Raw genomic sequence first — 21,973 nt, forward strand, 5'->3', positions numbered from 1 at the left:
GCCAATACTACGATAGCGCCATGAATACTTCAAGTACGACCCTGAACGCGCCCGCTGCAGTCCCTTTTCGTGCCGACGCCAGCGTGATCGGCCTGGTGGGCCTCGCACACATGATCAGCCATTTCAGTCAGCTGCTGCTGGCGCCGCTGTTTCCCTGGCTCAAGGAAGAGTTCAGCGTCAGCTATGCGGAGCTGGGCTTCTTGATGACGATCTTTTTTGTGGTGTCATGCGCGGTGCAGGCGCTCTCGGGTTTTGTGGTCGACCGCTTCGGGCCGCGCCCCATTCTGTTTGCCGGGCTGAGCCTGCTCGGTGTGGCGGCTTTTGGGTATTCCGTCAGCACCAGCTACTGGATGCTGGCCGGCTTTGCCGTGATTGCCGGTGTCGGCAACGGTGTGTTTCATCCGGTGGACTACACGCTGCTGAACCGCAAAGTCAGCGCGCCGCGCCTGGGCCACGCCTACAGCGTGCACGGCATCACCGGCAGTCTGGGCTGGGCACTGGCCCCCGCAGTGGTGGTGACGCTGACGTTTGCCTATTCGTGGCGCGTGGCATTGGCGGCGGCCGGTGTGCTGGCTTTTGCGGTGCTGGCGGTGCTGGTGATGAACCGCGACAAGCTCACCCTCACGATGGCGGCACCGGTCAAGGGCGCGCCCGCGGCCGACAGCAGTCTGGGTTTTCTGAAGATACCGGCCGTCTGGATGTGTTTTTCTTTCTTCTTCTGGTATGCCATTGTCCTCAGCGTGGTCCAGGCCTTTGCACCTGAAGCCGCGCGCCACTTGCACAACGTGCCGCTCGCGCTGGTGGCCATTTGCCTGACGGTCTATATGGTGTGCAGCGCGGGCGGCATGGTTTTTGGCGGCTTCCTGGCGTCGGATCCCGCACGCTGCGAGCGCATTGTGGGCATCGGGTTTGGTGCGGCGGCTGCCGTGGCGGTGCTGCTGGCCGCGGGCAGCTACCCCGCATGGGTCGTGCCTGTGCTGTTCGGCATCATGGGCTTCGCCACCGGCATCGCCGGGCCGTCGCGTGACCTGCTGGTCAAGCGCTCAACCCCCGAAAACGCCTCGGGCCGGGTTTACGGCGTGGTGTATGCAGGCCTGGACATCGGCCAGGCCGTGTCGCCGCTGATCTTCGGCGCGATGATGGACCATGGCTACTACCGCGGCGTGCTGCTGGGCCTGGCGCTGATGCAGGCGGTGTTGATCGCCAGCGCCTTCAATGTGCGCCGGGTGCGCCGCACAGTACTCGCCACGGCCTGAGCGTTCCGGGGCTTGAGTGTCGCGGCCCCGCGACGCGCCTGCAGGACGGGTGCGCAGTTTTTCCTGCCCGGTCCTATACTGGATCGCATCATCTCCGGAAAGAAGGCATGCGATGAAACGTCTTACCCGGGCTTCTTCTCCTGTACCTCAGGGTGTTCGGTTTTTGCCGTCCGCTGTGATCTTCACCGGCTTGGTGTTTACGGGCATCGCGCAGGCACAACCCACCCCGCTCAAATACCAGCTGACGGGCGACATCGGCGGCGCCGTGTATGGCACGCAAAGCGTGATCCGCAGCAAGAGCAACGACACCGCCTTGCTGCCCTATGCCTATGCGGACTATGGCCGCTTCTTTGCGCGTGTCGACACGCTGGGCATCAAAACCGCAAGAATGGGCTACGGCTACCTGGAATTTTCCGGCCGCATCAGCCAGGACGGCTGGCGTGCCGATACCGCCGCGCTGTCGGGACTCAAGGACCGCAAGCGGCCGATTCCGCTGGGCATAGGGACCTTTCAGGAAACACCTTACGGCGGGTTTTTCGTGAACGCGTTTGTGGACACCAACAAGTCGCACGGTGCATTGCTGGAAGCCACTTACGCGGCGGAGTTCAAGGTCGGCAGCTGGTCGTTCTTTCCGCAGGTGGGGCTGGAACACACCAGCGCCAAATACAACAACTACCTCTACGGTGTGACCCCGGCCGAGTCAGCCGCCAGCGGGTTTACAACCTACAACGCCGGCGCCTCGACAGCGCCCACGCTGGGCCTGGGGGTCGATGTGCCGCTGGGTGACCCCTGGGTGCTGACGATGCAGCTGCGCCGCAAGTGGCTGGGGTCTTCGGTTCAGGGCAGTCCCCTGGTCAGCCGCCGGACGCAGGACACCGGGTTTATCGCCGTGTCGTACCGCTTCCGCTAGCCTGCTGTCGTTGGGAAGGCCGGCGGCCGGCTGCATTCAGCCGCAGACCTGAAACGCTGGCGCTCCTTTACGTGTGGACTACGCGATAAGCCGGTCATGCAGTCCGCATATCCTGTTTGAGTGGGCGGGTGCACGTTTTTTTTGCGCTTTACGCCCCAGCTTTCACCGAGCTTTCACCAGGTGTCGGCGTTTCCTCGGTGGTTTAACCGTCTGTCCTCCAGCATGATTCGTTTCATGAACATCCTGCTGGTTGAAGACGACCTGAATCTTGTGGACGCCCTGAGCCGCATGCTGGTTGCCCGCGGGTTCCATGTCGTTTGCTGCGCCGACGGGAAGGAGGCGCTCGTGATGGCACGGCATCGCCCGTTTGATGCGGCCCTGCTCGACCTGAGCCTGCCCGGCATGGATGGCCTGGATTTGCTGCAGCACCTGAGGGACGAAGGTTCCCGGCTTCCCGTACTGGTCATGACGGCGCGTACTGCGGTCGAAGACCGGGTGCTGGGATTGAACTCCGGCGCGGACGACTACCTGATCAAGCCTTTTGATGTGGAGGAGCTGGTGGCCCGCCTGAAGGCGCTCGTGCGCCGCAGCCTGGGCGTGGAAGATTTCCGCTGCGGCACCTTGCGCCTGGACCTGGACAACGGACAGGTATTTCGCGGCGCACTGCCGCTTGAAATGTCGGGGCGTGAACTGGCCCTTCTCAAGGCGCTGATGATGCATCCCGGCAAGGCTGTGGCCAAGGATGACTTGCTCCAGGCCGTCTTTGGTGACGAAGGCTCGGCCGGTGCGGATGCCATTGAGGTGCTGGTGCACCGGTTACGCAAACGCATCCTGGGGTCCGGAGCCAGTCTTGTCACCCTGCGGGGCGTTGGCTACTACCTCATGGATGATGCCCTGGCTGAAAGGCAGGATCAACCGTGAAAACAGTGAGCCTGTTGCGGGGAAAGCCATGGACGGCTTGGCGCCCATGGCGGGCCGGGCGATCAATGCGGTTGTTTGTCTGGGCCTGGTCGCTGGGGCTGCTGTTGGCCTGGTGCCTTCTGGACTGGGTGGGCGCGGCATACCCCCAGACACTCTTTGGGTTGCCTGCAGGACTTTGGTGGCTGTTCAAGGTATTGGCGTTTGCCACCGCCTTGTGGTGGGTTTTGCGCCAGGCCTTTAAACCCGTTGTGGAGTTGGGGCAAGAGCTCGACAGCCGCCGCACGGAAGACTTGCGGCCGGTCACGAACCGGCAGCCGGTTGAGCTGCGGCAATTGGCCAGGACGGTCAATTGGCTGATGCAGCAGCAGCAGGAATCGCTGGATCAGCAAAAGAAGTTTCTGGCCGATGCCTCTCACCAGTTGCGTACGCCCTTTGCGGTGCTGCGCACCCAGCTGCAGGGCGCCATGTCCGGGCAGCTGGACGTGCGGGAAACGCTGCCCAAGATGCTCAATACCGTGGACCGTTCCAGTGAGCTGGTTCGCCAGTTGCTGTCTGTCGCCAAGATGGAGCAATTGGTACGCCGGGCCAACTGGGTTGAAGTGGACCTGGCGACTACCGCACGTGACGTGGTCATGGAATTTGCGCCCTTGCTGGCCCGCAAGAAACTTGACTTCTCGATGCAGGCCATTCCGGTGCGCCTGATCACCGATCCCTGGTTGTTGGGAGAGTTGATCCGTAACCTGATGTCCAACGCTATCCAGCACACGCCCAAGGGCGGCGCTCTGGGCTTGGTGATTCGGGCTTTGCCCAGCGAAACCGAACTGCTGATCTGGGACAACGGTGGCGGCATGGATGAAGCTGTCCAGGCCCGCCTGTTCGAGCCTTTCCAGTCATCGTCGGGAACCTCTGGTGTCGGCCTGGGGTTGTCAATTTGCCGCCAGATTGCACTGTCGATGAACGCCGCAGTGGATCTGTTCAACCGTGTGCAAGACAACCATGTGGTGGGGGTGGATGCCGTCGTCCGGTGGCCCCAGGAAGTGCCCCATGAGTAGCGCCGTCCAGTTCCAGTCCATCAGCAAGAGCTTTCCCAATGGGGTCCGTGCCCTGTGCAATATCCACTTGCGCATACCGTCCAGGCAACTGACGACCTTGCTGGGGCCGTCCGGTTGTGGCAAGACCACCTTGCTGCGGATGGTGGCGGGACTGGCCCGGCCCACCTCGGGCCGGGTCCTGCTCGACGGAGTGGATGTGACCGACATGGGCGTCGAACAACGTCCCATCAGCATGGTGTTCCAGAGCTACGCCCTGTTTCCGCATCTCAACGTACTGGACAACGTGCGTTACGGCTTGCGCATGCTGGGACTGCGTCCGCGCGAGCGTGACGAGCGTGCGCGGCTCGCACTGGGCATGGTGGGGCTGCAGAGCAGTGCAGGGAGCAGCACCGCTGTGTTGTCCGGGGGGCAGCAGCAGCGTGTGGCCCTGGCCCGGGCGCTTGCGTTGCAGCCGAGGGTGTTGCTGCTGGATGAGCCGCTGTCCAATCTGGATGCGGGTTTGCGGCGCCAGATTCGGGAGGACATACGCGCCCTTCAGCAAAACCTGGGGCTGACCGTGCTGTATGTGACGCATGACCACGGCGAAGCCATGGCGGTCAGCGACACCGTGGTGGTGATGCATGAAGGACAGGTCATGCAGGTGGGAACGCCGCAGGAAGTCTATGAGACGCCGCACAGCGAATTCGTTGCGGCCTTCATGGGAGATGCCGTGATGTTTGACGCCCAGGTTGACGTATCGGGTGCGATTCAGCTGGGGCCCTTGCGCATCGCGCCCGGACTGACGCGGCGGCAGGGAAAAGTCCGCCTCGTGGTGCGCCCGCATGCGTGGCAGCTGGCACCTGCCAGCGGAGAAGGGCTGCCTGGAAAAGTCCTCTCACACGCCTACCTGGGGCGCAACACCGAGTACCACGTGCTGACCGCGCTGGGGACCTTGATGGTCCTGGTGCAAAGCGAGGCACAGGCCCGCCAGGTGGGCTCCCCGGTCAGCGTGCATCTGGGGGCCCAGGGCGTGAGCGTGGTCATGCCATTTGACTGAACACATCAATAAATCGAACGTATTCAATCGGGCCTCGTCGCCCATCCTTCAGGAGACTAACGTGAAAAAAACAGCACTCTTTGCAGCCCCCTTGCTGCTGGCACTCGGACTGCCGGCTTTTGCCCAGGAGGGGGAAGTCAATATCATCTGCTCCGCCCAGGCGGACTGGTGCAACCTGATGCAAACCACCTTTGGCAAGACCAGCGGCATCAAGGTCAACATGACGCTGAAGGGGTCGGGGGAGGCGCTGGCGCAGGTCACCGCCGAACGCGCCAACCCCAAGACCGACCTCTGGTTTGGTGGCACGGGTGACCCGCATCTGCTGGCCGCGGAACAGAACCTGACGCTCGAATACAAGTCTCCGTCATTGCCCCAATTGCATGCCTGGGCGCAAAAGCAGGCGGAGCAGTCGGGCTTCAAGGCCGTGGGCGTGTATTCCGGGCCACTGGGCTTTGGCTACAACACCGAACTGCTGGCCAAAAGAAAGCTGCCAATTCCCAAGGTCTGGGCAGACCTGCTCAAGCCGGAATACAAGGGGGAGATCCTGGTCGCGGACCCGCGTGCCAGCGGCACGGCATACACCATGATCGCCACGTTGGTGCAAATGATGGGCGAAGAAAAGGCGTTCGATTACCTGTCGGCATTGCATAAAAACGTGAGCACCTATCCACGCTCCGGCGTGGGGCCCATCAAAGCGGTTGCCCGCGGCGAGGCGTCTGTCTCCATCAGTTTTGTACATGATGTCACCGGTGAAAAAGCGCAAGGTTTCCCGGTTGATGCCATCACGCCCGTGGATGGCACCGGTGCAGAAGTGGGCTCCATGTCCATTATTAAAGGTGCACGCAATCTGGCGAACGCCAGGAAATTTTACGAATGGGCCCTCACGCCGGGCGCGCAGCAATTTGGTGCCGCAGTCAAGCAGTTCCAGTTGCCCTCCAACAAGGCAACTGCCCTGGATTCCCGTATTCCTGATTTCAAAAAAATCAAGCTGATTGATTACGACTACGCCAAATATGGGCAAACGGCGATTCGCCGCCAGCTGATCCTCAACTGGGAACGCAAGGTTTTCAACCAGCCCAAGTAAGTTCGGGCGGCGCCCTGCGCAGCAGGGTGGCGCTGACAACCTTCAACCCCAAGAGCTGCCGATCCAGCTCGACCCTTCGCTACTCCTATGCCAGTCCAAATCACTGAACGAACCCAGCGGGCGATATACGTCTGGGTGCTCATCGGCCTTGCCGCTTACCTGGCGCTGCCGTGGTACTACCTGCAAAGTGGCTCGCTGCTCTTTGCCATGCCCAGGCTCCTTACCGACCCCGTGACGGCCAATGGCCTGACGCACGCTGCTCTGCTTGGTCGAAGCTGGCTGTGGATGGGTGTGGCCGGCTTGCTGGTTGCGGGGGTCGGCGCCTGGATGCCGGCCAGCAGGCGTCAAGGCGGCGTGCTGATTGCGGGGGCCGTGATCGGCCTGCTGGGGTTGGGCGTGAGCGGATTCGTGATCGGGGCCACGGGGTGGTCTTACGAGTGGCTCAATGCCGCGGTGGGTACGCTCCCGCAAGGCCAATCCGGCATTGGTTGGGGTGGCTTTGTGGTCCTGGTCTGTCTGGTCATGTTGCTGGGTTCGGGTATCGCCCGTCTGGGCTATTTCCGTGGTGACGTGTTTGTAGCCGCCACGGTCGTGGGGTGCGGTGCGCTGCTGTCGCTGTTTGTGGTGTTTCCGGTCGCCAAATCCTTGTCTGCTGCTTTCTATGCGGAAGACGGAGGTTTCACCCTGGGGGCTGTGTGGGAGCGAGTCGGCACGGCGCGCGTGTGGGGTGTCGGATGCCTGGGAGGCGGGACCAATTGCGGCGTGGCGTGGAATACCCTGTACCTGGCGTTGCTGACCGCGGCCGGCACCACCGTGCTGGGCACGATGATTGCGCTCATCGCGGAGCGTAGCGCCAGCAGGCGCCTGCAGAAACCGCTTAACGCCCTGGCCATGCTGCCCATCATCACGCCACCGTTTGTCGTGGGCCTGGGTTTGATCCTGCTGTTCGGCCGGGCCGGCATCGTCAACCAGTTGATGGAATGGTCTTTCGGCATCACGCCCACCCGCTGGTTCTACGGTGTATTTGGCGTCTGGCTGGCGCAGCTGTTCGCCTTCACACCCATTGCCTTCATGATCATGCGCGGCGTGGTGCAGGGCATCAGCCCATCCCTGGAAGAGGCCGCGCAGACCCTGCGTGCCAGCCGGATGAAAACCTTCGTGACCGTGACGCTGCCGCTTCTTGCTCCTGGCCTGGCTAACGCGTTTCTGGTGGGGTTTATCGAAAGCATTTCCGATTTTGGCAACCCCATCATTCTGGGTAGCGGCTATGCAGTCCTCTCAACGGAAATCTTCTTTGCCATTGTCGGTGCCTCTTTGGACCAGGGTATGGCTGCGGCACTGGCCCTGGTGCTGACGGCGTTTGCGTTGACGGTCTTCTTCGTGCAGCGGCGCATCCTGGGTAAAACCAGCTTCACAACCGTTTCCGGTAAAGGCGACGCTGGCGTGCCCATGGCACTGCCGACAGGGGTGCGCCGCCTGTGCACCTGGGTTGCAGGCCCCTGGCTGGTCTTCACGATGGTTGTCTATTTCTTCGCGTTCGCGGGTGGTTTTGTCAAAATCTGGGGACGCGATTACACCTTGACCTTGATGCATTTCAAGACTGCGTTCGACATGCAGTGGGGTGCGCATGGTCTGGTCTGGGCCGGAACCGCCTGGGGTTCGTTGTTCAACACCATCACGCTTTCGGCCATTGCTGCGCCTGTTTGCGCCAGCATCGGCCTTTTGATTGCCTGGTTGCTGGCACGGACCGAATTCAGGGGCAAGGCCGTGTTTGAGTTCTCCGCCTTGCTGACGTTTGCCATTCCCGGTACGGTGCTGGGTGTCAGCTACATCCTGGCTTTCAACGTGCCGCCGGTAGAACTGACGGGTACCGGCCTGGTCATTGTTCTGTGCTTTGTGTTTCGCAATCTGCCTGTCGGGGTTCGGGCCGGAACAGCATCGTTCAAGCAGTTGGACCGGTCCCTCGACGAAGCCTCTGTCATGCTTCGAGCCAGCAGCCTGACCACCTTGCGCCGTGTGGTGTTACCTTTGCTCAAGCCCGCCCTGGTGGCCGCGCTGGTCTACAGCTTCGTGCGCTCGATGACCACGGTCTCTGCCGTCATTTTTCTTGTGACAGCCGAATACGAGCTGGCCACCACTTACATCATTGGCAGGGTAGGGACTGGCGACTATGGCGTGGCGCTGGCGTACTGCACTGTACTGATCGTCCTGATGTCTATGGTCACGGCATTGATCCAGTTCCTTGTTGGCGAACGCAAGCTGGGGCGGCGCACGGTAGGTGCCAACCAGTAGTCCACCGTCAATGACATCCCAGGCCAACTCCTTTTACGTACAACAAGGATATTTACCAATGACTCAGGCAGGCGCTGATTTCAAAAGCATGGCCAGGCGTTGTGGCGGATCCATCGGTTCATTGGTCAAAGCGTCTTTGAAACAGGAGTAACTGATGATCCAACAAGCCCGGCTCGGTGCATCTGGAACTGACGCACTGATCTTTGACATGGATGGAACCATGATCGACTCCATGCCGTGGCATGCCAGGTCGTGGAGTGAGTTCGCACGGCGTCACGGTGTCCAGATGGCGCTGGCTGACATCCTCAGGCGCACCACCGGGCGCACTGGCACTGAGTCCATGAATCAGTTGTTTCAGCGTGACATTGAAATTTCTGAGGCGCGGTTGCTGGTTGCGGAAAAGGAAGCCATCTACCGCGAGCTGTTCGCACCTGTGTTTGCCGAAGTGGCGGGCTTCAAGGCCTTTGCCGGGTTGGCCACGGCGCAAGGGCTGAAAGTGGGTGTGGGAACCGCCGGTGACCAGCACAACATCGCGTTTGCGATGGCCGGGCTTGCCATGGTGTCCCCGCCTCATGCTGTAGTGGGTGGCGACGAAGGCCTGGCAGGGAAACCCGAGCCCGCCATATTCCTGGAGGCTGCGCGCCGCATGGGGGTTGCGGCGGCCGGCTGCATCGTGTTTGAAGATGCGCCCTTTGGCATAGAAGCCGCGCGGCGCGCCGGCATGCGGGCTGTGGCAATCTGCACCAGCCATGGCGCCGAAGAGCTTTCTGGGCCGCACGTGATTGCCAGCGTGCGCGATTACAACGAACTCATCGATAGCAATTTTTTGGGAAAACTCCATGCGGCCGCTGCGTGACGGGCGCAGACCCGCAATGGAAAAACTTCCCGACGGTACCGCTTCTTCTTCGCCTCCTTTCCGTTCTTTCATACAAACAAAGAAAGTCTGCTCATGAGCCAACTCGGCATTGAATTCAAGAACGTGCAAAAACGTTATGGCAGCGACCCGTCGCCCCTGGTGGTCAAAGGAATCAGTTTTACCGTTCCCAAGGGCACGTTGACGACGATACTGGGGCCTTCAGGCTGCGGAAAGACCACGACGCTGCGCATGATCGCCGGGCTGGAGACGCCCAGTGCGGGCCAGATCCTGATCGACGGCCGTGACGTGACCCATCTCGGACCCGCCGAACGCAACGTCAGCATGGTGTTCCAGAGCTATGCCTTGTTCCCGCATATGAGCGTGCTGGAGAACGTGGGTTATGGCTTGAGCGTCAGCGGTGTCCATGCCAAAGAGCTGCTTGAGCGCGCGCAGGTCGCCATGTCGGCGGTCGGTTTGTCCGGCTATGACGACCGGTTGCCCAGTGAGCTGTCCGGCGGGCAGCAGCAGCGTGTAGCCGTCGCCCGTGCCTTGGTGCTGGAGCCGTCAGTGTTGCTGTTTGACGAGCCGCTCTCGAATCTGGATGCGCGGCTGAGGCGGTCCATGCGTGAAGAAATCCGCGGGCTGCAGCAGCGCCTGGGACTGACCGTTGCTTATGTCACGCACGACCAAAGCGAGGCCCTCGCCGTCAGTGACCAGATCATTGTCATGGACCAGGGGGTGATTGCCCAGGCAGGATCCCCTTCGGAACTTTACGAGCGACCCAACAGCGAATTTGTTGCCGGATTCATGGGCGAGGCCATGCTGTTTCCAGGGGAGGCGTTTGCGGACGGCCGGATTCAGCTGGGGGCGTTGCGCGTGAAAGCCCTGCATCCCGTCGAGCCCGGTCTGGTGAAAGCGGCCATTCGTCCTGAAGCCTGGACGATTGCACCGCCCGGAGATGAAGGTTTGCCCGGTGTGGTTTCCAAGAAAGCCTATTTGGGCAGTGTCCGCGAGTTCACCGTCGACACCAGCTTGGGCTCCATCTTTGTCGTGTCTTCGGACGCGGCATCCGACTGGTTCCAGGGTGATGCCGTAACCCTTCACCTGCCCGAACGGGGTGTTTCTGTTGTTTCAGCCTGATGGAGAAAATGATATGAGCCTTCAACGTCGAATTGTCCTCCATGGTCTTGCCGGGCTGTGCGCCGGGCCACTGCTTCCTTCACCAGTGATGGCGCAGCCTGCTGCAGAGCCAATGCTGGTATTTGGTTTGATATCGCCCAGGGCGGCTGCGGAGACCCGCGCGAGCTGGGAGCCCTTCGTCAAACTCCTGGGCGCGGCCATCCGCCGTCCGATTGATCTGCGTGTCTATGAGTCGCAGGGCGCGCTGGTAACCGCCTTCATTGGTGGAGAAATAGATCTGGCCTGGATGGGCAATGTTCCTGCTCTGGATGTGGTGGCCTCGGGCGCCGGTGGCGTTTTTGCGCAGATGGTCACGGGGGATGGCAGCGTAGGCTACAAGTCCATCCTGGTGACCCATCGCAGTTCGCAAATCGAGGCGCTCAAGCCCTTGATCGAAAAGGCCGCCGGCCTGCGCTTTGGCGATGGCGATCCCAAGAGTACGTCGGGGCATCTGGTGCCGCTGTATTTTGCTTTCACCAAGAATGGCGTGAGCAGGCCCGCGGAAATTTTCAAGTCAGTGGAGACAGGGAGCCACCAGCAAAACCTGCTGAAGGTATCGAAAAAGCAAATTGATGTGGCGACGGCCAACAATGAAGAGCTTGCGTTCTTTCAGCGCGACTTTGCGGACCTTGCCAGGGAGGTAAAAGTCATCTGGGAATCACCCCTCATACCGCAATCCCCACTGCTCTGGAAGGCAACGCTGCCTGACCCGTTGAAGGCGTCCATCCGGAAGTTCGTCGTCGGGTTTGCAGAGAGCGATCCTGCCGAAAAGCGCATCCTCCTGGCTGTTAACGGCTTGTCCCGGTTCCGGTCTTCCAGTAACCGGCAGCTGATCCCCATTGCCGACCTGGAAATGTTCAAGACCCGCCAGGCCATCAACGATGACAAAACACTTTCTGCGACTGAACGGCAGACCCGGATTGCGCAGGCTATAGAGCGAGGTTCGCGTCTGGAGCTCCGCCTCAAGATGGTCATCTAGCAGCCCATCTGCCGGCAGGATGAAGAGGACTCTTTACACCGCGCTGCGATGCCGGGCAATGCAGGTATCCAGCACCTCGCCGGTGTCTCTCTGCCACCAGTTGCCGGTGGAAAAAATCTCCACCTCGCTGTAACCCGCGAACCCTTGCGTTTCCATCCAGCCGCGGATTTTCGGGATGTCAATCACACCGTCTCCCATCATGCCGCGGTCGTTCAGCAAATCGGCCGTGGGTGTCAGCCAGTCACAGGCGTGGAAGGCGAGCAGGCGTTCCTTGCCGGCCCGTTCGATTTGCCGCTGCAGTTTCGGGTCCCACCACACGTGGTACACGTCTACCGCCACACCGAGCGCGCCACTTCTTGAGGGGTCAAGGGCATCGCAGACGTCGAGCGCGTGCTCCATGGTGTTGATGCAGGCGCGGTCTGCCGCATACATGGGGTGCAGCGGCTCGATGGCCAGCGGCATGTTGCAGCTTGTGGCGTATTCGAGCAATTGGGCAATGCCGTCGGTGACCTGGCTGCGCGACAGCGCCAGGTCTTTGTGCGCCGCCTTGCCGGCCAGCGCGCCGGGCAAACCGCCCACCACCAACACCAGGCAAGCGGCCTTGAGTTCGCAGGCTTCATCGACGGCGCGGCGGTTGTCGTCGTGGGCAGCCTGCAGGCCGGCGGCGTCGGCTGCGGGGAACATGCCGCCGCGGCAGTAGCCTGAGAGTTCAAGCCCGTGAGTTTTGACGAGTTTCGAAACAGCGGGCAGGCCGGCGGCCGCGACCTGGTCGCGCCACGGCGAGATCGCCTTGATGCCGCGCTGCACGCAGGCTTCGATGATGCCGGTCAGCGGCTGCTCGACGCCGCGGCTTTTGCGCACGGTCGCGGTGTTGATGGAGAGCCAGCGGTGATCCTGGGAAAAATTGCGCATGAGATGGGTTAGGTGGTGGATGTCAGTGAAGTCAATTGGAAGGGCGCGCGGTTTTCTGCCGGCGCAGTTCGCGGATGATGGCCGCGTTGTCGAGCTCGCCGTCGCCGGCAGCAATGGCTGCACGCATCAGCGCTGCATGGGCTTCGGACAATGGCAGTTTCTGGCCTTCGGCCGCGGCACTGTCAATCATCAGCTTGACGTCCTTGAGATGCTGGTGGATGCGCGACTGCGGCGCAAAGTTTTCCTCCACCATCATCCGGCCCTTGGCCTCGGCCGCGCCTGATGTGGCCGGGCTGGCCAGCACCAGCGCCAGGAATTGCTCGGGAGGAATACCCATGTTTTCGGCAAAGACCATGCCTTCGGCCAGCGCCGCCCGGTTCAGGCCCAGCACCAGATTGGTGGCCAGCTTGGCTTTGGCGCCCATGCCGGCGCCGCCGACGTGGATGCGTTGGTCTGAAATGGCGGCCAGAACGGATTCGCATGCTTGCAATGCCCCGGCCTCGCCGCCCAGCAGCAGGGTGGCTTCACCGGCGGCTATCTGCTGGCTGGAGCCCGAGAGCGGCGCTTCGATGAAGTTGACGCCGCGTGCTGCGAGCCGCGCGGCCAGGGCCGCGAGTTCGTGAGGTGTGCCGGTGGAGCAGTCGATGATGCTGCGAACGCCGAAGACGGACAGCAGGCCGCCCGGCCCTTCGACCACCTTGAGCACGTCGTCGGTATTGAAGACCGCCAACACCATGCAGGAAGCCGCATTGGCAACTTCGGCCGGGGAGCCGGCAGCGCGGCCGCCCTGGGCGGTGAGAGCGGCCCGGGCTTCTTCGCGCAGGTCGAAGCCGGTGACCTGGAAGCCAGCGGCCATCAGGCGCTGTGCCAATGCGGTACCGACCAGGCCCAGGCCGACAATGCCGATAGCGTTTGCAGCTGGAGCCATGCCTTCACGCCGCAAGCGACGCGCCTCCGCAGATCTGGATCTCCTGGCCGGTGATGGCCGCGGCGTCGGGTGAGAGCAGGAAGGTGACCAGCGCGGCAATCTCCCGCGGCTGGATCAACCGGCCCAGCGGCGGCAGCTTCGGCGGGACCGTCGTTCGCGCAGGGTCGGCAAGCATGGCTGTTTCGGTGGCGGCCGGCGACACCACATTGACAGTGACGCCCGAAGCCACGGTTTCGGCAGCCCAGCTGCGTGCCAGGGCCACCAGCGCGGCCTTGGTTGCGGCGTACTGGCTGCGGCCGGCCATGCCGCGCGCCACGCGGCTGCCGACCAGCACCACGCGGCCTGTGCCCGCTTGTGCCATGGCCGGTACCACCAGGTTGGCGATGCGCGTGACGGCATCCACGTGGAGCTGCCACATCAGCGCTGAATCTTCGTTGCGCAGCGCACCAAGCTGGCCGACGCGCAGCACGCCGGCGGCGTGGATGAGCGCCTGCACCCCGCCAGCCGCACGCACGGCGCGCTCCGTGGTTTCGGTATTGCACAGATTGACTTCGGTGGACGAAAACGCCGGATGCACGATGCGCGCAGGCGCCAGGTCCAGGCCGACCACGTCCCAACCCTGGTCCAGCAGCGTTTGCGCAATGGCCAGGCCGATGCCTGAGCTGCTGCCCGTGACCAGGGCGCGTTTCACATCTTCAGTGGCCATGGTTGTGCATGTTATTCGACACGGATGTTGCCGTCCGTGATGATCTTCTGCGAGCGTGCCATGTCACTGCTCTGGAACTTCGCGAAGTCTTCGGGCGTGCCGGGTGTCAGCACCAGGCCTTGCTGGAGGAGCTTTTCACGCATGTCGCTGGCGAGCGCCTTGTTGGTTTCGGCGTTGAGTTTCTGCGTGATGTCTGCCGGCAATTTTGCCGGGCCCCACAGGCCGTACCAGCTGTAAAACTCATAGCCGGGAATTGTCTCGGCCACGGTCGGCACATCGGGCAGATTGGGCACGCGCTTGTCGCCGGTGATGGCAACGACGCGCAACAGGCCGCTCTTGTGGTACTGCAGCGAGCCGAGGATGGGGTCGATAAAACCGTCGATCTGGCCGCCAATCAAATCCTGGAAAGCCGGCGCCGTTCCCTTGTAGGGCACCACGGTGTATTCGATACCGCCGGCGCGCTTGAGAAGCTCGGTCGACAGGTGGCCGGCCGAACCGATGGAGCCGACCGCAAACGTCATCTTGCCGGGGTTGGCCTTGGCGTGGGCAATCAGTGACTTCACGTCGGTGATCGGCAGGTTCTTGTTGATGGCAATCGACAAGGGCGCCTTGGCGACGAGCGAGACGGGCGTGAAGTCTTTCACCACACCGTAGGGCACCGACTTCATCGTCATCGGTGCAGTGGTGAAAGTGGAAGCATTGAAGAGCAGGGTGTAGCCGTCTGCAGGCGCCTGCGCGACCACATGCGCACCGATGGTGCCGTTGCCGCCCGCGCGGTTTTCCACCACGAAGGGCTGGCCCATCTGCTCACTGAGTTTCTGCGCCAGCTGCCGGCCCACCGCGTCCAGCGTGCCGCCGGGCGGGAAGGGAATGATGACCTTGACCGGGCGGGAGGGGTAAGCCTGCGCTGCGGCGCCGAAGGCGGCGGCTGCGAGGCCGGCGGCCAGGCTGGCCTTGAGGAAAGTGCGTGTCTTCATGGTTGTCTCCAGGTGAATTTATTTATGAACGATCTGACAGGAATATCGCGACGGTTTTTTCAAGCAGGCGCCGCGGAACCGGCTTTGCCGGGCCGCCAGCGCCGCCCCCTTGAGGGGGGAGGCCGCTACACGCAGTGAGTCGGCAACGGGGGGGAACCATTACATGCCGTGCAGCGCCAGTAGCGTCTTCATGCGCTGGGTTGCCAAGTCCGGTTGTTCAAGCAGGTTGGCGGCATCGGCCAAGCGGAACAGCTCGGCGAAGTGCTGCAGCGAACGCGTGCTCTGTTGCCCGCCCACCATCGTGAAATGCTTCTGGTGGCCATTGAGCCAGGCCATGAAGACCACGCCGGTTTTGTAGAAACGTGTGGGTGCGGCAAAAATGTGGCGCGACAGCGGCACGGTGGGGCCGAGGATGGCGTGAAATTTCTCGACATTGCCTTGCGCGAGTTCGCCTAGTGCGGCGCTGGCGGCCGGTGCGATGGCGTCGAAGATGCCCAGCAGCGCATCACTCTGGCCGTGCATCGCTTCCTTGCCGAAACCGTCGCCGGCAATCAGCTCGGCGTAGTTGAAGTCGTCGCCGGTGTACATGCGTACGCCCGAAGGCAGGCGCCGGCGCATCGTGATTTCCTTGTCCTTGTCGAGCAGAGAGATCTTGATGCCGTCGACCTTGTCGGGGTGGGCGTTGATGATGCCGAGCGCCGTGTTCATGGCTTTCTCAACATCGCTGCTGCCCCAGTAACCCGCCAGCGCCGGGTCGAACATGTCGCCCAGCCAGTGCAGCACCACGGGTTGCCTGGCCTGGCTCAGGATACGGCCGTAGACGCGTTCATAGTCTGCGGGGCTTTTGGCGACGCGGGCGAGCGCGCGGCTGGCCATCACGATGAGCTTGCCGCCGAGTTTTTCAATCGCGGCCATCTGCTCTTCGTAGCCGGCGATGACTTCATCGACGCTCTTGACGTTTTCCAGCACCAGGTGGTCGGTGCCGCAACCGGAAGCGACCAGCGCGCCCGGCACTTCCTTGGCGGCGTCGAGTGAACGGCGGATCAGTTCCAGAGAAGTGGGCCAGTCCAGGCCCATGCCGCGCTGCGCCGTGTCCATGGCTTCGGCCACACCCAGGCCCAGCGACCACAGGTGACGGCGGTAGGCAATAGTCGTGTCCCAGTCGATCGCGCAGTTGACCCAGGGATCGATCGTGGCCAGCGGGTTGGCGACCACGTGGGCGGCCGAATAGGCGATGCGGTTGAACTTCAGGCCACTGGCCGGTTTAATCGGAGTGGTGCCTCGGAGCGTGTAGGGCTGCAGGCCGCCCGCAGCAACGGGCAGGGTGATGGTTAACGCCATGGAATCTACCTTTTCATATACAAAATATGCCTCTGGCGCTTGTCTGGAAAGCGCGAGCAGCTATCAAACTTGTAGCGCCGGAACGTCCACCCAGCGGCGTTCCTTCCAGCTTTCGAGTGCGGCTTCGACCAGCTGAACGCCTTTGGCGCCTTCGGGCAGCGTCCATTTGTAGGGCTCGTTTTCCACCACGTGGCGGATGAAGTGCTCCCACTGGATCTTGAAGCCGTTGTCGTAGACCTGGGTGTCCGGCACGTCCTGCCACTGGTCAGAGAAATTCATCGTCTGCTTTTCGTCCGGGTTCCAGACGGGGCGCGGCGTGTTGACACGCGACTGGGCCTTGCACGAGCTCAGACCGGCGACGGCCGAACCGTGGGTGCCGTCGACGTGGAAGGTGACCAGGTCCTCGCGGTTGACGCGGGTGGCCCAGGACATGTTCATCTGAGCGATGACGGGCTCGCCGTTGTGGCCGATCAGCTCTGCCGTGGCGTAGGCAGCGTCGTCAGCGGTGGCCTTGTAGGGCTTGCCGGCTTCGTCCCAGCGCTCCGGGATGTGCGTGGCGCCTATGCAGGAGATGGACTTGACTTCGCCGAACAGGTTGTCCAGCACGTAACGCCAGTGGCACATCATGTCCAGGATCATGCCGCCGCCGTCTTCGGTGCGGTAGTTCCAGCTCGGGCGCTGGATAGGCTGCAGGTCGCCTTCAAAGACCCAGTAGCCGAACTCGAGCCGCACCGACAGCATCTTGCCGAAGAAGCCGGCGCGGCGCAGCATGTCAAGCTTGCGCAGGCCGGGCAGGAAGAGCTTGTCTTGTACGGCGCCGTGTTTCAGGCCGGACTTTTCGGCCAGGCGGGCGATCTCGACGGCCTCGTTGAGGTTGGTGGCGATCGGCTTTTCGCAGTAGACATGTTTGCCGGCGCGGATGGCCTTGGCCAGCAGGGTGGGGCGCATCTGCGTGGTGCCGGCGTCGAAGAAGATGGTGTCGTCCTTGTTCTTCAGTGCCTCGTCGAGGTCGGTGCCCCAACGCGCGAGGCCATGGGCTTTGGCCAGGGCTTCAATTTTTTCGGCGTTGCGGCCGATCAGGATCGGGTCGGGCATCACCTTGTCACCGTTGGAGAGCGTGACGCCGCCCTGTTTGCGGATCGCGACGATGGAGCGGATCAGATGCTGGTTCATGCCCATGCGTCCGGTGACGCCGTGCATGATGATTCCTAGTCGTTGAGTAGCCATGGGGTCCTTTGAGGAGGTGAAAAATGCGGCGGCCCTACCTGGTCCGGCCCAGGGGTGTTGGAGGGACGGGACGCTGCGGGGAAACTGACCGGGTGTTACTGGGTGGGCTGCAGGCCAGCGGCCTTGACCAGCACGGCATTGCTCTTGATCTCGTCCTTGATATAGGTGTCGAACTGCTCGGGCGAGAGTGTCCAGGTGTCGGCGCCCAGGGCGGCGAAGCGTTCCTTGACTTCGGGCGTGTTCAGGGCCTTGATCACTTCGTCGTGCAGGCGGTTGACGATGTCGCGCGGTGTTTTCGCGGGGGCCATCATGCCGATCCAGAAGTTGAACTCTGAACCAGGAACGCCGGCTTCTGCCGTGGTGGGAACCTGGGGCAGGGCGCTGGCGCGTTTGGGCGAGCCGACCGCGAGAGCCACGAGCTGGCCGTTCTTGATCTGGCCGATGACGGGTGCGATCGGCGAGAAGTAGTAGTCGACGCGGCCGGCCATGACTTCTGTCACGGCTTCACCGGAGCCCTTGAAGGGAATGTTGGTGGCTTCGATTTTGGCGGCGAGCTTGAATTTCTCGGCGTTCAAGTGGGTGGCGCTGCCCTGGCCGGCCGAGGCGAAGTTCATGCTGCCGGGCTTGGCGCGAGCCGCGGCCAGCAGCTCCTGCAGGGTCTTGATGTTTTTGGCCGGCGACATGACCAGCACATTGGGCGTGCTGGAGATCGGCGTCACACCCGTGAAGTCGCCCAAGGTGTCGAACGGTAGCTTGGCGAATGTCGAGGGGCTGACCGTGTGCGAGGACGAGTGGATCATGATGGTATAGCCGTCCGGCGCGGCCGTGGCCACGGCCTGCTGGCCGATGGTGCCGCTGGCGCCGCCGCGGTTGTCGATCACCAGTGTCTGGCCCATGCTTTGGCTCATCTTGTCGGTGATGGCGCGGGCAATGATGTCGGTGGTGCTGCCCGCGGCAAAAGGCACGATGACCCGGATGGGCTTGTTGGGGTAGGCGCCCTGGGCGCTGGCCACCAGGGGTGACAGTGCCGCCAGGCAGGTGAGGCTGGCCACTGCGGCACGACGTGTGAATTTCATGTGCTTTGTCTCCTGAAAGGGGTCATTGAAGGACTGCGAAAGACCTGTGCATGCCGCCGGTGTTGTTTGGTACCGGAATGCAGTTTACTCGTAATTCACCATTAAGTGAATTACGAATTGTAAAAATGGCCTCGTCGCTGCGTCAATGACCGCTCAGGATCAGTTTCTAAGGACATACCCTAGGATGACCTCGCACATATGCGAGAGCCGCTCATGGCGGGCTTTGGGCGTCATGAGATCGCGCCCGAAGATGGCCGACAGCGTGTGGTTGTTCGACAGGTAGAAATACGACATTCCGGCGATGGATACGTAAAGCTGGATCGGGTCGATACCGCCGCGAAACAGCCCGTCTGCGCGCCCGCGCTCCAGGATTTCCGCCAGCGTCTGGACCAGGGGCGAGTTCATTTCCTGTACGCGGCTGGACATGGCCAGATGCCGCCCCTGGTGCAGGTTTTCACTGTTGAGAAGCGTCAAAAACTCCGGATGGGCAATGTAGTATTCCCAAGTGAACTCCGTGAGGCGGCGGATGGCTTGCGCCGGATCCATGTCGCGCAGATGTAGTTCTGTTTCCGCCTCGCGGATGTCGGCATAGGCGTTTTCCAGCACCGCCAGGAAGAGCTCGTCCTTGCTCTTGAAGTAGTAGTAGATCAGGCGTTTATTGACGTCGGCGCGCTCGGCAATCCGGTCTACCCGCGCACCGCCCAGGCCGTGTTGTGCGAACTCGTCGCGGGCTGCCAGCAGGATGGCCAGCTGGGAGCGGTCGGCATCGCGCGAGCGGGGTTCGGCGGGCTTGGTTTTAGGGGTCGGCATGGCAAGAATTTAACTGTTTGGTGAATTAAAGCAAGAACACTCGAGAGTCATCGTTATTGGATGACAGACAGCGGCCAAGGGTACCTCCATAATGAAGCAGGTACCGGCCGTCCGCGCCGGCGCCCCTGAGGCAAAGGAGATGGTCATGAACAATTCAGACACGCCGAAAGACGGCGACTTCGCGAACTGGGTAGACCAGAAAGCCGAGGCGCTCAAATTTGAACTGGGCGAAAAATTCCCGGTGCCGCCGTCCGAACTGCATTCTCCCTCGGTGCATGTAGAGACCGGCCGGCAGAAGCTGGAAGAAGTACTGCTCGAACACGAGGAGCCGACGCAGGAGTTCCTCGACGAACTGGCCGCCCTCGAATCGGCCCCGCCGCTGAGCGACGAAGAGCTGGCGCGCCAGGCCCTCGCCGCCGGCGGTGGTGACGGCGACGCGGCTACGCCCGAATAATTGTTCCACCCCCGTCCAGGCTCACTGCGTGTAGCCTGTTCCCCCCTCAAGGGGGCGGCGCCTGCGGCCCGGCAAAGCCGAAAAATTGAGCCACCCCTATCGGGCTCACTTCGTGTAGCCCTTTTCCCCTTGCAGGGGACGGCGACTGCGGCCCGGCAAAGCCGGTTCCGCGGCACCCGCTTGGTTGAAGAGTCGCCGCTAGGTCGCTGCGCCTGTGCACATTCCAGCGGCACAATAGGCTCATGACCACCCCTCAACTCGCCGGCCACCTTCTCGTCGATTGCCTTCTGGCCCAGGGCGTTACCCATGCGTTTGGCGTTCCCGGCGAAAGCTACCTGGCTGTGCTGGACGGCCTGCATGCGCGCCAGGACAAGATCCAGTTCGTCACTTGCCGGCAAGAGGGCGGCGCGGCCTTCATGGCCGAGGCGCACGGCAAGCTGACAGGGCGGCCGGGCGTGTGCATGGTCACGCGCGGGCCGGGCGCCACCAATGCGTCCATCGGCGTGCACACGGCCTTCCAGGATTCAACCCCCATGGTGCTGCTGGTGGGGGACGTGGCCAGCGACTGCCGCGACCGTGAAGCCTTCCAGGAGGTGGACTACGCCAGTTTCTTCGGGCCCAGCACCAAGGGTTTTGCCAAGAGGGTGGAGCGCATCGATGAGGCCGACCGCATCCCCGAATATGTGGCGCGTGCCTTCGCTACCGCCATGAACGGCCGGCCCGGTCCCGTGGTGCTGGTCTTGCCTGAAGACATGCTGACGCGCATGACGGCCGCGCAGCCGCTGCCGCGTGTTGAGGCGGTGCAGGCCTGGAGCGACCCGGGCTCGCTGCGTACGCTGCGCGAGATGCTGCTCAAGTCCGAGCGCCCGCTCGTCATCGCCGGCGGCGGCGGCTGGACGCCGCAGTCGGCGCAGGCGTTGCAGCGCTTTGCCGAAAACTGGAAGCTGCCGGTGGGCAATGCCTTTCGCTTCCAGGACACCTTTGACAACCACCATCCGCTCTACGCGGGCGACGTGGGTATCGGCCTGAACCCGAAGCTGGCCGCACGCGTGAAGGCAAGCGACCTGATCATCGCCATAGGCCCGCGTCTGGGTGAGATGACGACCGGTACTTACACGCTGCTGGAGGCGCCCCGGCCCAAGCAAAAGCTGGTGCATATCCATTCGAGCGCCGAGGAGCTCAACCGCGTCTACCAGGCCGATCTGGCCATCAACGCCACCATGAACGCGGCTGCGCGATCGCTGGAGGTACTCACGGCGCCGGTGTCTGTGGCCTGGGAAGCCTGGACCACATCCGCGAACGAGGACTATCTGGAAAACCTCAAGCCGACACCTTCCGCGAACCTGCCGGGTGATATCGACATGCCCGCCATCGTCGGCATGCTGCAAAAGCACCTGCCGGCGGATGCAGTGCTGACCAACGGCGCCGGCAACTTTGCCAGCTGGGTGCATCGTTTCTTTCAGCATCACGGTCTCGTCAAAGGCCACAAGACGCAGCTGGCCCCCACCGTGGGCGCGATGGGTTATGGCGTGCCGGCCGGTATTGCTGCGGCCATCACGACAGGACGGGTGGCTTTCACCATCGCGGGTGATGGCGACTTTTTGATGAACGGCCAGGAGCTGGCCACTGCCGTGCAGCACGGCGCCAAAAGCATCATCGTGCTGCTCAACAACGGCATGTACGGGACGATCCGCATGCACCAGGAGCGGGAGTATCCAACACACCAAAGTGGTTCAAGCCTGAACAACCCGGATTTTGCGGCGCTGGCGCGCGCCTACGGTTACGCCGGCGTGCGCATCACGCGCACCGCGGATTTTGAGGCGGAATTGCTTGCGGCGCTGGCTCGCAAGGAGGGCACGGTGATTGAGGTCACGCTGGATCCGGAAGTCATCACCACGCGTGGCACCTTGTCGGCGATTACGCAAAACGCTCTGGCCAAGGCGCCGTAACCATTGCAGCAATGCGGGCCGCTACCGG

General features: G+C 62.4%; 20 protein-coding genes. 12 read left to right on the forward strand and 8 right to left on the reverse strand.

Annotated elements, in window-relative coordinates; genetic code table 11:
• The first annotated feature begins 20 nt into the window (after positions 1-20).
• From ACXJKE_RS10105 to phnD, 10 genes are all read left to right on the forward strand, one after another.
• Positions 21-1,256, forward strand: a complete 1,236-nt coding sequence (locus ACXJKE_RS10105; RefSeq protein WP_457280447.1) for an MFS transporter — start codon at positions 21-23, stop codon at positions 1,254-1,256.
• A 112-nt stretch (positions 1,257-1,368) separates the two neighbouring features.
• Positions 1,369-2,166: a MipA/OmpV family protein gene (locus ACXJKE_RS10110; RefSeq protein ID WP_457280448.1), complete on the forward strand. Its 798-nt coding sequence runs from the start codon at positions 1,369-1,371 to the stop codon at positions 2,164-2,166.
• A 222-nt stretch (positions 2,167-2,388) separates the two neighbouring features.
• Complete coding sequence (locus ACXJKE_RS10115) at positions 2,389-3,087, forward strand: response regulator transcription factor (RefSeq protein ID WP_457280449.1); 699 nt, start codon at positions 2,389-2,391, stop codon at positions 3,085-3,087.
• A gap of 65 nt (positions 3,088-3,152) precedes the next feature.
• Positions 3,153-4,139 carry a sensor histidine kinase gene (locus ACXJKE_RS10120; RefSeq protein WP_457280450.1) on the forward strand — a complete coding sequence of 329 codons (987 nt, stop codon included), beginning with the start codon at positions 3,153-3,155 and terminating at the stop codon, positions 4,137-4,139.
• Positions 4,132-5,175, forward strand: a complete 1,044-nt coding sequence (locus tag ACXJKE_RS10125) for an ABC transporter ATP-binding protein (protein WP_457280451.1) — start codon at positions 4,132-4,134, stop codon at positions 5,173-5,175. Before ACXJKE_RS10120 ends, ACXJKE_RS10125 begins: the two co-directional genes overlap by 8 nt.
• Before the next feature lie 61 nt (positions 5,176-5,236).
• The gene (locus ACXJKE_RS10130; protein WP_457280452.1) at positions 5,237-6,259 is read left to right on the forward strand and encodes an ABC transporter substrate-binding protein; all 1,023 of its coding nucleotides are present in this window, start codon (positions 5,237-5,239) and stop codon (positions 6,257-6,259) included.
• An 87-nt stretch (positions 6,260-6,346) separates the two neighbouring features.
• Positions 6,347-8,551: an ABC transporter permease gene (locus ACXJKE_RS10135; protein ID WP_457280453.1), complete on the forward strand. Its 2,205-nt coding sequence runs from the start codon at positions 6,347-6,349 to the stop codon at positions 8,549-8,551.
• A 154-nt stretch (positions 8,552-8,705) separates the two neighbouring features.
• A complete protein-coding gene (locus ACXJKE_RS10140; protein WP_457280454.1) occupies positions 8,706-9,407 on the forward strand; it encodes an HAD family hydrolase in 702 nt (233 codons plus the stop codon).
• Between the two features lie 93 nt (positions 9,408-9,500).
• A complete protein-coding gene (locus tag ACXJKE_RS10145; protein ID WP_457280455.1) occupies positions 9,501-10,547 on the forward strand; it encodes an ABC transporter ATP-binding protein in 1,047 nt (348 codons plus the stop codon).
• Positions 10,534-11,565, forward strand: coding sequence for a phosphate/phosphite/phosphonate ABC transporter substrate-binding protein (phnD, locus tag ACXJKE_RS10150; protein WP_457280456.1), 1,032 nt, complete (start codon positions 10,534-10,536; stop codon positions 11,563-11,565). The genes ACXJKE_RS10145 and phnD overlap by 14 nt, the downstream gene beginning before the upstream one ends.
• 33 nt (positions 11,566-11,598) lie before the next feature.
• Here phnD and ACXJKE_RS10155 read toward each other — a convergent pair whose 3' ends face one another.
• The 8 genes from ACXJKE_RS10155 to ACXJKE_RS10190 all read right to left on the reverse strand — a co-directional run bounded on the left by ACXJKE_RS10155 (position 11,599) and on the right by ACXJKE_RS10190 (position 19,542).
• On the reverse strand, positions 11,599-12,477 hold the full coding sequence (locus ACXJKE_RS10155) for a sugar phosphate isomerase/epimerase family protein (RefSeq protein WP_457280457.1): 879 nt from the start codon (positions 12,475-12,477) through the stop codon (positions 11,599-11,601).
• A gap of 31 nt (positions 12,478-12,508) precedes the next feature.
• Entirely contained in the window at positions 12,509-13,405 is an 897-nt protein-coding gene (locus tag ACXJKE_RS10160) for an NAD(P)-dependent oxidoreductase (protein WP_457280458.1), read from the reverse strand.
• A 4-nt stretch (positions 13,406-13,409) separates the two neighbouring features.
• A complete protein-coding gene (locus ACXJKE_RS10165; RefSeq protein WP_457280459.1) occupies positions 13,410-14,111 on the reverse strand; it encodes an SDR family NAD(P)-dependent oxidoreductase in 702 nt (233 codons plus the stop codon).
• Positions 14,112-14,122: 11 nt separating this feature from the next.
• A complete protein-coding gene (locus ACXJKE_RS10170; RefSeq protein ID WP_457280460.1) occupies positions 14,123-15,088 on the reverse strand; it encodes a Bug family tripartite tricarboxylate transporter substrate binding protein in 966 nt (321 codons plus the stop codon).
• A 159-nt stretch (positions 15,089-15,247) separates the two neighbouring features.
• The gene (locus ACXJKE_RS10175) at positions 15,248-16,429 is read right to left on the reverse strand and encodes a dihydrodipicolinate synthase family protein (protein WP_457280461.1); all 1,182 of its coding nucleotides are present in this window, start codon (positions 16,427-16,429) and stop codon (positions 15,248-15,250) included.
• A 63-nt stretch (positions 16,430-16,492) separates the two neighbouring features.
• On the reverse strand, positions 16,493-17,656 hold the full coding sequence (locus ACXJKE_RS10180) for a Gfo/Idh/MocA family protein (RefSeq protein WP_457280462.1): 1,164 nt from the start codon (positions 17,654-17,656) through the stop codon (positions 16,493-16,495).
• A gap of 95 nt (positions 17,657-17,751) precedes the next feature.
• Entirely contained in the window at positions 17,752-18,732 is a 981-nt protein-coding gene (locus ACXJKE_RS10185; protein WP_457280463.1) for a Bug family tripartite tricarboxylate transporter substrate binding protein, read from the reverse strand.
• Positions 18,733-18,891: 159 nt separating this feature from the next.
• Positions 18,892-19,542, reverse strand: a complete 651-nt coding sequence (locus ACXJKE_RS10190) for a TetR/AcrR family transcriptional regulator (RefSeq protein ID WP_457280464.1) — start codon at positions 19,540-19,542, stop codon at positions 18,892-18,894.
• 145 nt (positions 19,543-19,687) lie between these two features.
• Here ACXJKE_RS10190 and ACXJKE_RS10195 point away from each other — a divergent pair, with 145 nt between their 5' ends.
• Entirely contained in the window at positions 19,688-19,996 is a 309-nt protein-coding gene (locus tag ACXJKE_RS10195; protein ID WP_457280465.1) for a hypothetical protein, read from the forward strand.
• Between the two features lie 242 nt (positions 19,997-20,238).
• The gene (locus ACXJKE_RS10200; RefSeq protein ID WP_457280466.1) at positions 20,239-21,945 is read left to right on the forward strand and encodes a thiamine pyrophosphate-binding protein; all 1,707 of its coding nucleotides are present in this window, start codon (positions 20,239-20,241) and stop codon (positions 21,943-21,945) included.
• The last annotated feature ends 28 nt before the right edge of the window (positions 21,946-21,973 follow it).

The organism is Polaromonas sp. P5_D5 (assembly GCF_054049435.1).